The organism is Pandoraea apista, assembly GCF_001465595.2.
In the GTDB taxonomy this organism is placed as follows: Bacteria; Pseudomonadota; Gammaproteobacteria; order Burkholderiales; family Burkholderiaceae; genus Pandoraea; species Pandoraea apista.
Map to the genome: position 1 here is coordinate 2,711,165 of NZ_CP013481.2, position 14,613 is coordinate 2,725,777.

Annotated in this window: 13 protein-coding genes; 9 read left to right on the forward strand and 4 right to left on the reverse strand. The window is 62.3% G+C overall.

The genetic code is table 11. From position 1 onward, the window contains the following. The first annotated feature begins 36 nt into the window (after window positions 1-36). The 3 genes from AT395_RS12615 to AT395_RS12625 are packed head-to-tail and all read left to right on the forward strand — an operon-like array spanning window position 37 to window position 2,741. Window positions 37-1,029 carry an alpha-E domain-containing protein gene (locus AT395_RS12615; protein WP_042115815.1) on the forward strand — a complete coding sequence of 331 codons (993 nt, stop codon included), beginning with the start codon at window positions 37-39 and terminating at the stop codon, window positions 1,027-1,029. A 4-nt stretch (window positions 1,030-1,033) separates the two neighbouring features. Further along, window positions 1,034-1,840: a transglutaminase family protein gene (locus tag AT395_RS12620; RefSeq protein ID WP_042118376.1), complete on the forward strand. Its 807-nt coding sequence runs from the start codon at window positions 1,034-1,036 to the stop codon at window positions 1,838-1,840. Window positions 1,841-1,889: 49 nt separating this feature from the next. Next, window positions 1,890-2,741 (forward strand): proteasome-type protease, encoded by an 852-nt coding sequence (locus AT395_RS12625; RefSeq protein WP_042115816.1) that lies wholly within the window; start codon window positions 1,890-1,892, stop codon window positions 2,739-2,741. A 70-nt stretch (window positions 2,742-2,811) separates the two neighbouring features. Here the strand turns inward: AT395_RS12625 and AT395_RS12630 are convergent, their stop codons facing one another. Further along, the gene (locus AT395_RS12630; RefSeq protein WP_042115817.1) at window positions 2,812-4,191 is read right to left on the reverse strand and encodes an MATE family efflux transporter; all 1,380 of its coding nucleotides are present in this window, start codon (window positions 4,189-4,191) and stop codon (window positions 2,812-2,814) included. A gap of 251 nt (window positions 4,192-4,442) precedes the next feature. Here AT395_RS12630 and AT395_RS25570 point away from each other — a divergent pair, with 251 nt between their 5' ends. Then, window positions 4,443-4,613 (forward strand): hypothetical protein, encoded by a 171-nt coding sequence (locus tag AT395_RS25570; RefSeq protein WP_156219744.1) that lies wholly within the window; start codon window positions 4,443-4,445, stop codon window positions 4,611-4,613. A 128-nt stretch (window positions 4,614-4,741) separates the two neighbouring features. Here AT395_RS25570 and AT395_RS12635 read toward each other — a convergent pair whose 3' ends face one another. Then, a complete protein-coding gene (locus AT395_RS12635) occupies window positions 4,742-5,947 on the reverse strand; it encodes a urate hydroxylase PuuD (protein ID WP_042115818.1) in 1,206 nt (401 codons plus the stop codon). 40 nt (window positions 5,948-5,987) lie between these two features. Then, window positions 5,988-6,338 carry a hydroxyisourate hydrolase gene (uraH, locus tag AT395_RS12640; protein WP_042115819.1) on the reverse strand — a complete coding sequence of 117 codons (351 nt, stop codon included), beginning with the start codon at window positions 6,336-6,338 and terminating at the stop codon, window positions 5,988-5,990. A 436-nt stretch (window positions 6,339-6,774) separates the two neighbouring features. Here uraH and AT395_RS12645 point away from each other — a divergent pair, with 436 nt between their 5' ends. Then, complete coding sequence (locus tag AT395_RS12645; RefSeq protein WP_042115820.1) at window positions 6,775-8,142, forward strand: nucleobase:cation symporter-2 family protein; 1,368 nt, start codon at window positions 6,775-6,777, stop codon at window positions 8,140-8,142. Continuing rightward, window positions 8,142-9,500 (forward strand): 8-oxoguanine deaminase, encoded by a 1,359-nt coding sequence (locus AT395_RS12650; RefSeq protein ID WP_048629380.1) that lies wholly within the window; start codon window positions 8,142-8,144, stop codon window positions 9,498-9,500. The genes AT395_RS12645 and AT395_RS12650 overlap by 1 nt, the downstream gene beginning before the upstream one ends. Before the next feature lie 172 nt (window positions 9,501-9,672). On the opposite strand, the gene AT395_RS12655 is transcribed toward AT395_RS12650, so the two are convergent. Next, the gene (locus tag AT395_RS12655) at window positions 9,673-10,611 is read right to left on the reverse strand and encodes a LysR substrate-binding domain-containing protein (protein ID WP_042118379.1); all 939 of its coding nucleotides are present in this window, start codon (window positions 10,609-10,611) and stop codon (window positions 9,673-9,675) included. A gap of 231 nt (window positions 10,612-10,842) precedes the next feature. On the opposite strand from AT395_RS12655, the gene AT395_RS12660 reads away from it, so the two are divergent. From AT395_RS12660 to AT395_RS12670, 3 genes are all read left to right on the forward strand, one after another. Then, window positions 10,843-12,390, forward strand: coding sequence for an ABC transporter ATP-binding protein (locus AT395_RS12660; protein ID WP_082164826.1), 1,548 nt, complete (start codon window positions 10,843-10,845; stop codon window positions 12,388-12,390). Between the two features lie 91 nt (window positions 12,391-12,481). Beyond that, on the forward strand, window positions 12,482-13,588 hold the full coding sequence (locus AT395_RS12665; RefSeq protein ID WP_042115822.1) for an ABC transporter permease: 1,107 nt from the start codon (window positions 12,482-12,484) through the stop codon (window positions 13,586-13,588). A gap of 10 nt (window positions 13,589-13,598) precedes the next feature. Continuing rightward, entirely contained in the window at window positions 13,599-14,528 is a 930-nt protein-coding gene (locus AT395_RS12670) for an ABC transporter permease (RefSeq protein WP_042115823.1), read from the forward strand. The last annotated feature ends 85 nt before the right edge of the window (window positions 14,529-14,613 follow it).

Genomic DNA, 14,613 nt, shown 5'->3' on the forward strand with positions numbered 1-14,613 from the left:
AGCCGGATACGACAAACCTCATAGCGAGAAGAGATCATGCTTAGCCGTACCGCCGATCACCTGTTCTGGATGGCTCGCTACATGGAGCGGGCCGAAAACACCGCCCGCCTGCTCGACGTCAACTTGCAGAACCTGCTGCTGCCCCAAGGGGCCATCGATGACGAAGAAGATGCCGACGCCGCCCGCGCGCATATGGGGGGCTTCGACGACGAGGGGGGCTGGCGCGCCACCTTGCGCATCTCCGAACTCGAACCCGCGTTCAATCGCAAACATGCGCGGGCCACGCGCGCCAACGTGCTCGACTTCGTTGTGCGTGACCGCGACAACCCTTCCAGCATCGCCTGCTGCCTCGCGGCCGCCCGAGAAAACGCGCGCGCCGTGCGCGGCACCCTCACCACCGAACTCTGGGAAACCGTCAACAGCACCTGGCTTGAATTTCCGCGCATGATCGACCTGCTCGAACGCGATCCGGCACACCTGTTCGAATGGGTCAAAGTGCGCTCCCACCTCTCGCGCGGTGTGAGCTTCGGCACCTTGTTTCAGGACGACGCCTTCTACTTCACGCGTCTCGGCCTCTTCCTCGAACGGGCAGACAACACCGCCCGTATCCTCGACGTGCGCTTCCACGAAGCCGTGCGCACCGAGCGGGCCGACGCCTCGCATCCCACCGACTTTTACTACTGGTCCGCCGTACTGAGAAGCGTGTCCGGCTTCGAGATCTACCGCAAGGTCTATCGCGACGTCATCACCCCCGAGCGCGTCGTCGAACTGCTCATGCTCAATGCTCACATGCCACGCTCACTGCTCGCCTCGCTCACAGGCGTATGCGAAAATCTCGCTACACTGTCCAACGCCCAGTCCGGCGATGTCGAACGGTACGCGGGCAAACTTCAGTCCGAACTCAAATACACCGACATCCAGCAGATACAACAGCAAGGGCTACACCCCGTCCTGACCGAGTTCCTCGAGCGAGTGTCCGTGCTCGGCAACAAAATCAGCCAGACATTCCTGATTCCGCTTGCCGCCTGATGCCATGCGCCTGATCATTCGCCACGAGACGACCTACCGCTACGACACGCCGGTGCGCTACACCATTCAGCAGCTTCGGCTTACGCCCGTGGGGTCCGAAGTACAGCGCATCGTGCATTGGCGGCTCAGTGCGCCCGGCAAACTTACCGCCGCGCGCGACGCCTTCGGCAACGACATGCACACGCTCGTGCTGCACCAGCCGCACAGTGAAATCCATCTGCTTGCCGAAGGAGAAGTCGAAACCACCCCCCTCGTCGACGGCAAGCTCGGGGAGACGAGCCATGCCGTACCAGTGTTATCCTTCGCCAGCCCGACACCGCTTACCGCGCGCAACGATGCCATCGATGCCCTCGCCGGCGATGCCGGGGTGACGACGCCGGGCGAACTGCTGGCGCTTGCGGCGACCATCTGCGAGCAAGTCGACTACGAATCCGGCATCACCGCCGTAACCAGCACCGCCGCGCAGGCACTGGCGCTGGGGCGTGGCGTGTGTCAGGATCATGCACACCTGATGCTCGCCGTTTGCCGGGCCCGAGGCGTGCCGGCGAGATACGTCAGCGGGTACATCGATCCTGGCGACGTACCGCATGCAGCCAGTCACGCATGGGTCGACGTATGGGTCGACGGGGCAGGGTGGGTCAGCATCGACGTGACCCATGCCTGCTTTGCCAGCGGTAACTACTGCCGGCTGGCCGTAGGCCGCGACTATGAGTCGGCGGCGCCGGTCAGAGGCATGCGCAGCGGTGGGGCGACCGAAGCGCTGCACGTATCGGTCAGTGTCGATACCGTGCCGCTCGATCAACAACAGTAGCTTTTCACGTGACGGGGTGGAGTACCCCGCACGGCAAGACAGGAATGACATGACGTACTGCGTGGCCATGAAGCTCGATGCCGGGCTCGTATTTCTCTCCGATACCCGGACCAATGCGGGTGTCGATCACGTCAGCACCTTTCGCAAGATGCTCGTGTTCGAGCGTCCGGGCGAGCGCGTGCTCGTGCTGCTCTCGGCCGGCAACCTCGCCCTCACGCAGGCGGTACGACAGCATCTCGTAGAAGCACGCGAGGCCGACGCCGACACCCTGTGGACCGCCAAATCCATGAGCGACGTTGCACGTGTTGTCGGACAGGCGATTCGTGACGTCTACGCACGCGACGCCAAAGCACTCGAAGCCTTCGGCGTCGACTTCAATTGCAGCTTCCTGCTCGGTGGTCAGATTGCCGGCGCGCCGAGCCGTCTGTTTCAACTGTATTCGGCAGGTAACTTCATCGAAGCGTCGTCCGTCAACCCGTATTTCCAGATCGGCGAATCCAAATACGGCAAGCCCATCATCGACCGGCTCGTTACGCCCGCTACATCGCTGGACGACGGCGCCAAGTGCGCCCTGATCTCCATGGATTCCACGCTGCGCTCCAACGTCTCGGTAGGGCTGCCGCTCGACCTGCTCGTGTATGAAGAAGACAGCCTGCGCGTAACGCGCTTTGCGTCGCTCGACGACGAGAACGTCTACTACAAAATGATTCACGACACCTGGGGCTCGCGTTTGCGTCAGGTGTTCGACGAACTGCCCGAGCCGCAATGGGCTGCCGTCGACGTTAGCGTGTCTGCACTGCCGCCACCGCGTGCAACACCGCCCGAGGGCGCACCGGGTGCCGATGAGGCATCAAGCGTTCAATCGCTGGCGCAAACCTTCTCGCTGAAGATGCCCGGCTGAGCCTTCAGGGTGCGGCCATAAAAAAACGGCGTGACCTTCAGGTCACGCCGTTTTGCGTAGTGCATCTCCCTCAGCAAGTCGTTGCCCGTGCCAGCAACGTGCCACTGCGGTGACTGCGCCAGTACAGCCAGGCACTGATGGCCAGCGTCAGCAATTCGGTAATCAGCAGCGTGTACCAGATCGCCGTGCCACCCAGCCACACGTTGAGCAACCAGAGAACGCCCAGCAGCAGCACCCAGCTTCGCAGCGTAGCGATAGCGGCCGACGGACCCGGTGCTTCCACCGCCGTCAGAAAACCCGCCACGATCAGATTGCCGGCCGCCGGCAGAAAGGCCAGCGCATACCAAAGTACCGCGTGCTCGAGAATCGACCAGGCATGAGCGCCCGCGGGCAGGAACAGGAATGTGAGCGGGCGGGCGAGCGTTGCCATCACGACAGCCACCAGCACCGAGAATCCCGTCACGGCGATCACGCCCAGGCGGAACGATTCACGCAGTGCGCTCAGATTGCGAGCGCCGCGATAGAAGCTGATCATCGGCTGCATGCTCTGCACGAGGGCCACCATCGTGACCGTCGCACCCAGCGTCATGTATTCCAGAATGGCGTACGCCGCCAGTCCGGTCTCGCCGAAGTTCGACAGAATCACGCGGTTGAAGGCGAATACCGTCACCGCCGGCGCGATCGCGCCAAGAAACTCCGAAGCACCGTTATACATGGCACGCCAGACATGGAGTTCGCCGCGTCCGAATGCCCGCCACGTCGGCACCACCTGCTTCGCGAGCAAGAAGTGATAGCCGAGCATTACGCTGCTGGTGACCAGCATCGACAAACCCGTAGCAAGCGACGCCCCGTACATGCCCATGCCGTTGACGGCGATGAACCAATAGTCCAGCGCCCCGTTGGCGAGCGCGCCCATGAACATCGCGAACAGACCAAAACGCGCCGCCGGTGCGCCTTCCACACGAAGGAACAATTCCAGCGCGTACAGACCGTTGGCGAACAGCACGAACCAGCCCCAGCCCGACAGATAGGCCACCACGTTTTGCGCAATGACGCCCTCGGCGCCGAGGGCGGTCGCGATTTCGTGACGGAAAATCAGCACCGCCGCGCTCATCGCGATACTGAAGACGAGTGTCACCCAAAGCACCTGCGAGAATGCGCGACGCGCTTCAGCTTGCCGTCCCTCGCCCAGCAAACGGGCAATGAGCGTAGCACCGCCGACGCCCGTCATCACACTGAATGCGTAAGGCACATACAGCAGCGGCACAACGAGGTTAAGTGCGGCGAGTGCCTGTTCGCCGACGTAACGTCCGATGAAAATCCCGTCGATCAACGTGTAGATCGTGTACACCCAGCCGGAAAGAATGGTCGGGATCGCGAGTGAAGTGAATTGCTTGAGCAGCGACGCCCCGGCGCCCTGCGTGGATTGGCAGAAATTGGAATGAGACATGGTCCCCCCGATGACACATCGCCGCGTCGTGTCGGGACGCAGCTCACCGTGGCTTGCACATCGAAACTTCGAGATGGGAGATCAACCGGGCGCGCGCAAGCGATGGCCCACCCGTCCCGCCCGACACATCACGCGCAGCATGGGCGCGCGAAAGACGTTGTCAGGCAGACAGATCGGACGGCGGAAACATGGCCTGGTGCAAATGCAGCCAGACGACGCCTTGCCGGGAAGCGGAGAAAAGCAGGAAATTCATGACTTTTTTGCGTGACGCGCCTGCCTTGAAAGGTATCGCGCCAGTGTTGAACGTCATGGGAAGGTTGAGCGATGCCGCCTTCGCAACAACGTTACATCCGGACTGCCGGGTGCGTAGTACAGACCTGCCCATCAGTGCCGAAGTTCCCAAGCGATTGTTTTTATTGTGAATATGCGGCGCCATCCCACGATAGGAACGGACGCTGGCGAAGGCCTGATGCCACGAAAAGCCGTGCCATGAAAAAAGGGGCGCCTAAGCGCCCCAACATGGGTCCAGCAAGAAAGTCGGTCGTCGCCGTTATTGTTGTGCGCCGCCGTTGAACCACGCGGCGATCTTCTGGCGTTCGTCGTCGGTCATCTGGGTCACATTGCCCAGCGGCATCGACTTGAGTGCTACGGCTTGTTGATAAATTCGTTGCGCGTTCTGCGAGATCTCGGCCGGCGTATCGAGCATCACGCCCGCCGGCGCGCTGCCCATCATCGTCGGTTTGGCCGAGTGGCAGGTGGCGCAGCGTTGCGTCACGATCGGTTGAATCTCCGAGAGTTTCACGGCCGGGGCCGCCGCTTCACCGTGGGCGCCTGCGGCGGGTGCCGGCGCGGGGCGCGGCGCGGCGAACACGGCAACGCCTGCAAGCAGTGCAGCGCCGGCTACGGGCAGTGCGTACAGATTCTTGCCCGAATGACGCAGCACGAAGAACTGACGGATCATTGCACCTGCCGCCATGATGACCGTGAGGATCACCCAGTTGTACGGATTGCTGTACGTGAACGCGTAGTGGTTGCTGATCATGATGAACACGACCGGCAGCGTGAAATACGTGTTGTGCACGGAACGCTGCTTGCCCAGCTTGCCCCAGATCGGGTTCGGCACTTCGCCCTTCGCCAGCGCATCGACGCTTTTGCGCTGTCCCGGAATGATCCAGAAGAACACGTTGGCCGACATTGACGTGGCCATCATGGCGCCCACGATCAGGTACGCTGCACGACCGGCGAAGATGTGCGTGGTGGCATACGTTGCGGCCACCACGAACAGCGCCACGGCGATACCCAGCACGCGCTCGTTCTTGCCCAGCATACGGCACAGGAAGTCATAGACGAACCAGCCGCCGATCAGGAACGCCACCGCAAGGCCCACGGCCTGGCCCGGTTGCAGATCCATCACGTTCTTGTCGATCAGATACGTTTGCGGTTGGAGCAGATACAACACGCAGAACAGGGCAAAGCCCGAGAGCCACGTCGTGTACGACTTCCACTTCGACCAGTGCAGGTCTTCCGGCATTTGCGGCGGCGAGTTCAGATACTTCTGGGCGTGGTAGAAACCGCCACCGTGAACTGACCACATCTCACCGAACACGCCTTTTTGCTTGTCCTCGGCAGCCTTGGGCGGCTTCAGACCGTTATCCAGCATCACGAAATAGAACGACTCGCCAATCCACGCAATGGCTGCGACCACATGCAGCCAGCGCAGCAACAGATTGACCCAGTCGGTAATAAACGCTTCCATCTTATGTTCTCCTCAACTGCCTGACGTTCACGCTCGCGTTTCAGCTGCCGCGATACGTGGAAAAGCTCCACGGCGATACCAGAAGGGGCACGTGGTAATGCTGGGAAGGCTCGGCGATGCCGAAGCGCAGCACAACGCGATCGACGAAGCGCGGCGAAGGAACGTCCACGCCTTGCGCGGCGAAATAGTCGCCTGCGTGGAACACCAGCTCGTATTCGCCCGCGACGAATTCTTCGCCTTCGAGCAGCGGCTTGTCGCAGCGGCCGTCGTCATTGGTCTGCACGTCGCGCAGCGAACGGCGCTCGCCGTCAACGCGCCACAACTCGACACGGATGCCTGCGCCAGGCTTGCCGTGCGATGTATCAAGTACGTGGGTAGTCAGTCGTCCCATGGTGTCTCCTGTGATGGATGGATGCATTGTAGGGAGATGGCGGCCCGGCAACGGGCGCAATACCAAAGATAAAAACGTGCACATACCATGTCACGCCAGACAAAATCATGACGGCCATCAATAGCGCGTGCCAGAGTGTCGAGCGTACGCCGCATGCGTCGGTTTTGGGTTTTTAGGGACCACTATTTGATTTCTTTATCCGGGCTATAACAAGTGGCGTATGAGGCGTTGCCGCGACGGAAGGCGCATCGCCCGGAAAGCCCAATGGCTACGTGCATTCTCGGGGAAAACCCGAGACGCATGATAAGCATTCATGCATACGTTCCATGAAAAAAACACTATAGCCCCCGGTGGTCTTGCCGCAAAAGGCGTCGACCTGCACCATTGAGCCACCCCAAAAATATCAATCAAACAGCCCCCCTGGGACGGAGACGCAATGAGTGTGACAACGAAAGCCGTGGATCCGGTCGACGAACGACTGCCGATCGGGAAATTGTTCATGCTGGGCCTGCAACACGTGCTGGTGATGTATGCGGGTGCGGTAGCAGTGCCGCTGATCATCGGCGGCGCGCTTGGCTTGCCCAAGGATCAGATTGCCTTTCTTATTTCCGCCGACCTGATGTGCTGCGGTATTGCCACCTTGCTGCAAAGCGTGGGTGTAGGCCGGTTCGGCATTCGCATGCCGGTCATCATGGCCGTGACCTTTGCGGCCGTGGGGCCGATGCTCGCGATCGGTACCAACCCGTCGCTGGGTCTTCCCGGTATTTTCGGAGCGACGATTGCCTCGGGCATCATCGGCACGCTCATTGCACCGGTCATCGGTAAGCTGTTGCGCTTCTTCCCGCCGATCGTCACGGGCATCGTGATCACGTCCATCGGTCTGACGATCATTGGTGTGGGCATCAACTGGGCGGCCGGCGGTGTGGGCAACCCCGATTACGGCGACCCCGTCTATCTGGGCGTGTCGTTCGCAGTGCTTATCTTCATTCTGCTGATTACGCGTTTCGTGAAGGGCTTCTTCTCGAACATCGCCGTGCTGCTGGGCATTCTGTTCGGCTTCGTGATCGCGCTGATGCTGCACAAGGTGAATTTCGACGGTCTGGATCAGGTCAAGTGGTTCGACGTGGTGCTGCCGTTCCACTTCGGCATGCCGGTGTTCGATCCTTGGGCGATCGTCACGCTGACCATCGTGATTCTGATCACGTTCATCGAATCGACGGGCATGTTCCTGGCACTGGGCGAGATCGTCGGGAAACCAGTGGACGAGAAGGCGCTGGTGGCGGGTTTGCGTGTCGATGGTGTGGCGACGGTGATCGGCGGCCTGTTCAATACGTTCCCGCACACATCGTTCTCGCAGAATATCGGTCTTGTCGGTGTGACCGGTGTGAAGAGCCGGTGGGTCTGCGCCGCGGCCGGCGTCATTTTGCTGGTTTTCGGACTGATTCCCAAGATGTCGGTCATTGTCGCCTCGATCCCGCAGTTCGTGCTGGGAGGGGCCGGTGTGGTCATGTTCGGCATGGTGCTTGCCACCGGCATCAAGATCCTGTCGAAGGTCGACTACGCGGTTAACCGTTACAACCTGTACATTGTGGCCATCAGCATCGGCATGGCGATGATTCCGGTCGCGTCGAACAAGTTCTTCGCGAAGATGCCCGAGCAACTCGCGCCGCTGCTGCACAGTGGAATTCTGCTCGCCACGCTCTCGGCCGTGATTCTGAACGCCTACTTCAACGGCTTCAAAGCCCCGGCGGCCAACGGTCACGGCAAGAAGAACGGCACAGGCATGGGGCTGGAGGCGCACTGATGAAAACGTTGCTCGTCAAGAATGCCGAGGTTCTGGTCACGATGGACGCCGGCCGCCGCGAAATTGCCCGCGGCGGGCTGTACGTCGAGGACAACCGGATTGTGGCCGTTGGCACCAGCGACACGTTGCCGGATACAGCCGACGAGGTGCTCGATCTGACGGGGCATGTCGTGATTCCCGGTCTCGTCAACACGCATCACCACATGTATCAGAGCCTCACGCGCGCCATTCCGGCCGCGCAGGACGGTGAGCTGTTCAACTGGCTGACGAACCTGTACCCGGTGTGGGCGAATCTCACGCCGGAGATGATTCGCATCTCGACGCAGACCGCGATGGCTGAACTGCTGCTCTCTGGCTGCACGACGTCGAGCGATCATCTCTATATCTACCCGAACGGCTGCAAGCTCGACCATAGCATCGAAGCCGCCGCCGAGATCGGCATGCGCTTTCATGCAAGCCGCGGCAGCATGAGTGTGGGGCAGAGCCAGGGCGGTTTGCCGCCCGATCGCGTTGTCGAGCGCGAAGCGGACATTCTCAAAGACACCCAGCGCCTCATCGAGACGTATCACGACGAAGGCCGCTACGCCATGCTTCGGGTGGTCGTGGCGCCGTGCTCACCGTTTTCGGTGAGCCGCGACCTGATGCGCGAATCGGCGGCGATGGCGCGCCACTACGGTGTGTCGCTGCACACGCATCTGGCCGAAAACGTCAACGATATTGCCTACAGCCGCGAGAAGTTCGGCATGACGCCGGCGGAGTATGCGCAGGACCTGGGTTGGGTCGGGCACGATGTCTGGCACGCCCACTGCGTGCAACTCGACGACGCGGGCATCGCTCTCTTTGCGAAGACCGGCACCGGCGTGGCGCATTGCCCATGTTCGAATATGCGGCTCGCGTCGGGCATTGCCCCGATTCGCCGCATGCGCGATGCGGGCGTGCCCGTGGGTCTGGGCGTGGACGGCTCGGCCTCGAACGATGCGGCCAGCATGATTAATGAAGCGCGTCAGGCGTTGCTCTTGCAACGGGTGGGCTTCGGCCCCAGCGCAATGACCGCCCGCGAGGCGTTGGAAATCGCCACGGTGGGCGGCGCGCGCGTGCTGGGCCGCGATGACATTGGGGTGCTGGCGGCGGGTATGGCGGCCGATTTCGTGGCCTTCGATACGCGTGGCGTGGGCATGGCCGGTGGGCTGCACGACCCGGTCGCAGCGTTGGTCTTCTGTAATCCTGGACAAGCTGCGTACAGCGTGGTGAACGGACGGGTGGTGGTGCGTGAGGGGCGTCTGGCGACGCTCGACTTACCGTCGCTCGTTACGCGTCACAACGCGCTGGCGCGGCAACTGGCCGAGGCTTCCCGATAGCGCGTTGCCACACCGGCCACATATTCATGGTGTGTGGCCGAGCGTGGCAATGGGCGAACGGGAAATCGGGGGTAACGCTCCTGTGCATGAGGCGCGTTGCCATTCGGTTCGGCGGAGCGGTGGGGGCCGCTCCGCCGGTAAAAACGGTCCCGGCCCCGGCGTAGCTCGACGATCAGGACTGTGCGCGCGAGTCGAGCAGTGTGCGTGTGGCGTCGGAGATGACACTGCGCAGCCAGCGCACTTCGTCCGAATAGTGGGTGCGCTCGTGCCACAACTGGTAGTACTGCATCGGCGGGAAATCGATGGGTGCCTCGACCACGGTGAGCGGTAGAAACTCCGCGTAATGGTCGGCAAACAGGCGCGTCGTGGTAAAGATCAGGTCGGACTTCAACAGCACGTAAGGCGCCAGATTGAAATACGGAATCGTGACGACCACATTGCGCTTGAGCCGCTCGCGCGCCAGGTGCATGTCGATGGCGCCGCGTTGCGCCACGGAGTAGGGCGTGGGCGCGAGGTGCGGGCTGGCGAGGTATTGCTCCAGGGTGAGGCCGCGCTTGGCATACGGGTGCGTGTTGCGCACCAGACAGACGATCTGGTCGACAAACAGGTTCGAGAGGTGAAGCTGCTCGGGCGGTTCGGGCCAATTGCCGATGACGATGTCGACCTTGCCGTCTTCCAGTGCGTGTTCGTAGTCGAAGGCCGGGCCAAGCGAATGCAATTCCAACTGCGCGTTCGGGGCTTGCTGGCGGAAGCGCTCGACGACCGTGGGCACGAACAGCGTATTCAGATAGTCGGGCGAGCCGATGCGGAACGTGCGCACCGTTGTCGCCGGATCGAAATTCGATTGCTGGACGGTGATTCGCTCGATCTCACGCAGGGCGTTCTGCGTGGGTTCCAGCAACGATTGACCGTACTCCGTGGGCACCATGCCCGATTTGCCGCGCACCAGCAGCGGATCGCCGGTGATATCGCGCAAGCGCCGCAGCGCCGCGCTGATGGCGGGCTGAGACTGGTTCAGCTTGACGGCCGCCCGCGTCACGCTACGCTCGATCAACAAAGTGTGAAGGACGCGGAGCAAATAAGTATCGATCGGTTCGCGGTTTTGGCTCATGAGAAATATAACAATCCGAATATGTCGGACCTTGAATTGCATAAGGAAATCATTATGAAGCACAAGCGCCCGGCGTCTCTATAGCGGAAAGCCCCTATCACCAAAATAGGTGCTTGTCGTTCGTTATAGGCCACGGCATGCCATGTTATTGACACATGCTCGACATTTCGCCGCGAATTGGGTATTTTCGTCCCGCCCAAGCCCAGGACCGATACTTCAGTGACATCTCCTATGCAACCCACGCCACGTCTGGCGCTGACCGGCATTACCAAGCGCTATCCGAGCGTGGTGGCCAACGACGATATCGCGTTGAGCGTGTTACCCGGCGAGATCCACGCCGTACTGGGCGAGAACGGTGCGGGCAAGAGCACGCTGATGAAGATCATCTACGGTGCCGTGCGCCCTGACGCGGGCGAAATCCGCTGGGAGGGGCAGCCGACGCGTATCGATAGCCCGGCTGCGGCCCGCAAGCTCGGCATCGGCATGGTATTTCAGCATTTTTCGCTGTTTGAGACGCTCACGGTTGCCGAGAATATTTCTCTCGCACTCGACGCCGCGGGACATGATTTGAAGGGGCTCGCCGGCCGTATCCGCGACGTGTCGGCCCAGTACGGGCTCGAAGTCGATCCGGCGCGTCATGTGCACAGTCTGTCGGTCGGCGAACGTCAGCGCGTGGAGATCGTGCGCTGCCTGTTGCAGAACCCGCGTCTGCTCATCATGGACGAGCCCACGTCGGTGCTCACCCCGCAAGCCGTCCAGAAACTCTTCACTACGCTGCGCCGTCTGGCGTCGGAAGGTTGCAGCATCGTCTACATCAGTCACAAACTCGACGAAATCCGCGACCTGTGCGATCGCGCGACGGTATTGCGCGCCGGCCGTGTGTCGGGACACGCGGTACCGCGCGAGGAGACGGCGGAGACGCTGGCGCAAATGATGATCGGACGTGCGCTGCCGCAGATCGAGCGCCGCGAGCACCAGCCGGGCGACGTGCTGCTTTCCTTGCGTCAGTTGTCGATGCCCAGCGAAGACCCCTTCGGCACCTCGCTGCACGACATCAACCTCGACGTGCATGCTGGCGAGATCGTCGGTGTTGCGGGGGTTTCCGGTAACGGACAAGCCGAATTGCTGGCGGCCTTGTCGGGGGAGGCGCGTGCGCCCCAGGCCGACGCCGTGCATCTGAACGGGCGTGCCGTCGGTCGCATGGGGGCCGCGACCCGGCGGCGTCTTGGCCTGGCCTTTGTCCCTGAAGAGCGTCTGGGGCGTGGTGCCGTGCCGAGCATGTCACTAACCGACAACGCACTGCTTGGGGCATCCGGCACGGCACACCTCGGGTTGCTGCGCGGCGGCTGGATTCGTCGCGGCACGCTCCGGCGGTTCGCGTCGCTGTGTATCGAGCGCTTCAATGTGAAGGCTGGCGGCCCGGATGCCGCCGCACAGAGCCTCTCGGGCGGTAATTTGCAGAAGTTCATCGTCGGGCGCGAGATTCTCCAGGAACCGAAAGTTCTGGTGGTGGCGCAGCCCACGTGGGGCGTGGACGTGGGCGCGGCGAGCTTCATCCGTCAGCAGTTGCTGGACCTCTCGGCGCGCGGCGTCGCGGTGTTGGTGCTATCCGAGGAACTCGACGAACTTTTCGAAATTTGCGACCGGATCACGGTGCTGGCGCAGGGGCGTCTGTCGCCCGTGCGCAAGCCCGAGCAGACCGACGCCCGCGAGATCGGCCTCTGGATGGCGGGGATGTTCCCCGGTGGTCCGGGTGTGCCGGGAGCGCGCGCAGCCTGAGGTCGCGGCACAACTGGCATGACCTGCATCGCCGGGTTTTCATTCGTCGCGTCGCAGGCACCGTAACGTTTTTCATCGATTTCCAGACACCATGTTCGATTTCACGCTTGAGCCACGGCCAAGTCCTTCCCGCACCATGCGGCTTGCCATGCCGCTGGTGGCCACGCTCATCACGCTGGCCGGCGGTGTGCTCATCTTCAGTTTTCTCGGCAAGAACCCGGCGCAGGCGATGGGGGCGTTCTTCCTTGCGCCGATCAGCAGCCTGAACGGCTGGTCCGAGTTACTGCTCAAGGCGTCGCCTCTGTGCCTGATCGCGCTGGGACTGGCGATCGGCTATCGCGCCAACGTGTGGAACATCGGTGCGGAGGGGCAATTGCTGCTCGGCGGGATTTTCGCGTCGGGCGTGGCGATTCATTTCGATGGCCACGGCGGCCCCTGGCTGTTGCCGTTGATGATGGCGGCGGGCGCACTGGGCGGCATGCTGTGGGCCGCCATTCCCGCGCTGTTGCGCGTGCGTTTCAACGCCAACGAGATTCTCGTGAGCCTGATGCTCACGTACGTCGCCACGCAGCTCCTGATCTATCTGGTAAGCGGGCCGTGGCAGGACCCGCACGGCATGAATTTCCCGCAGTCGATCAATTTCAGCCGCGACGCCCTGTTCCCGCGCTTCTTCGGTGACTGGCATTGGGCACCGTGGCGCGGCACGCGCCTGAACGCATCGGTGTTCATGGCGGTGGTGGCCGTGCCGGCGGCGTGGTTCTTCATGCGCAAGAGCTTCGCGGGCTACCGGATGGAAGTGGGGGGGCTGGCACCGATGGCTGCACGTTACGCCGGCTATTCCGAGCCGCGCGCTGTCTGGCTTGCGCTGCTGATCGGGGGGGCCGCCGCCGGGTTGGCAGGCACCGGCGAAGTGGCGGGGCCGGTCGGACAATTGCAGGCGACGTGGGCGCCGGGATACGGATTCACGGCGATCATCGTGGCGTTCGTGGGGCGCCTGCATCCGGTCGGCATCGTGCTGGCCAGCCTGCTCATGGCGCTGCTGTATCTCGGCGGCGAAGCGGTGCAGACCTCGCTGCAACTGCCCAAGGCGATCAGCGGCGTGTTTCAGGGGCTGCTGCTGTTCAGCCTGCTGGGTTGCGACGTTTTCGTGAATTACCGTCTGCGCCGTCGTGCCCGTGTGCACGCGAGCGAGGCCTGAGGAGCGCCGCATGGACTGGATCAATCTACTGACGCCGCTCGCGGCAAGTGCCGTGATCGCGGCCATTCCGTTGATGCTCGCGGCGTTGGGCGAACTGGTGACGGAAAAGTCGGGCGTGCTCAATCTCGGCGTGGAAGGCACGATGCTCATGGGCGCTATCGGCGCCTTCGCTGTGACCGTGCAGACCGGAAGCCTCTGGCTCGGTGTGCTTGCCGGGATTGCCGCAGGCGTGGCGATGTCGGCCATCTTCGCGTGGCTCACGCTCTCGCTCATGGCGAATCAGGTGGCAACCGGTCTCGCGCTGACGATCTTCGGCATTGGGCTGTCGGCTTACGTCGGCCGTCCGTACACCGACGCCACCATCCCGATGCTGCGCGATCTGCCGATTCCCGGTCTGTCGTCGCTTCCTGTGCTGGGGCCGTCGATCTTCTCGCTCAATCCGCTGGGCTATCTCTCGGTGGTATTGCTGGTGGCGATTGCCTGGTTCCTGTACCGCACGCGCGCCGGGCTGGTGCTGCGCTCGATTGGCGAGGCGCCTGCCGTTGCACATGCCATCGGTTATCCGGTGGTTCGCATTCGCTATCTCGCAACGCTCTTCGGCGGGGCGATGTCGGGGCTTGCGGGCGCGTATTACTCGGTGGGCTATCTGCGTCTCTGGCAAGAGAATCTGACGGCCGGGCGTGGCTGGATTGCGTTGGCGCTGGTGGTGTTTGCGACGTGGCGTCCGGGGCGCACGGTACTTGGCGCATTGCTCTTCGGCGTGGTCATGGCGCTGCAATTCCAGGCGCAGGCGATGGGCATTCGCATTCCGTCACAGGCGCTGGCCAGCTTGCCGTATCTCGCGACTATTGCGGTGCTGGTGATCATCTCGCGCAATCGCCAGACGATCCGGCTGAATGCGCCGGCGTCGCTGGGCAAGCCGTTCTTCGCGGGGTCTTGAAGCGCTGCTTTCAGGCATAGGCAGTGCAAACGTTCGGTATGCGACCAAAGAATCAACCTGAAACAATCGATGACGAGGAGAAAAT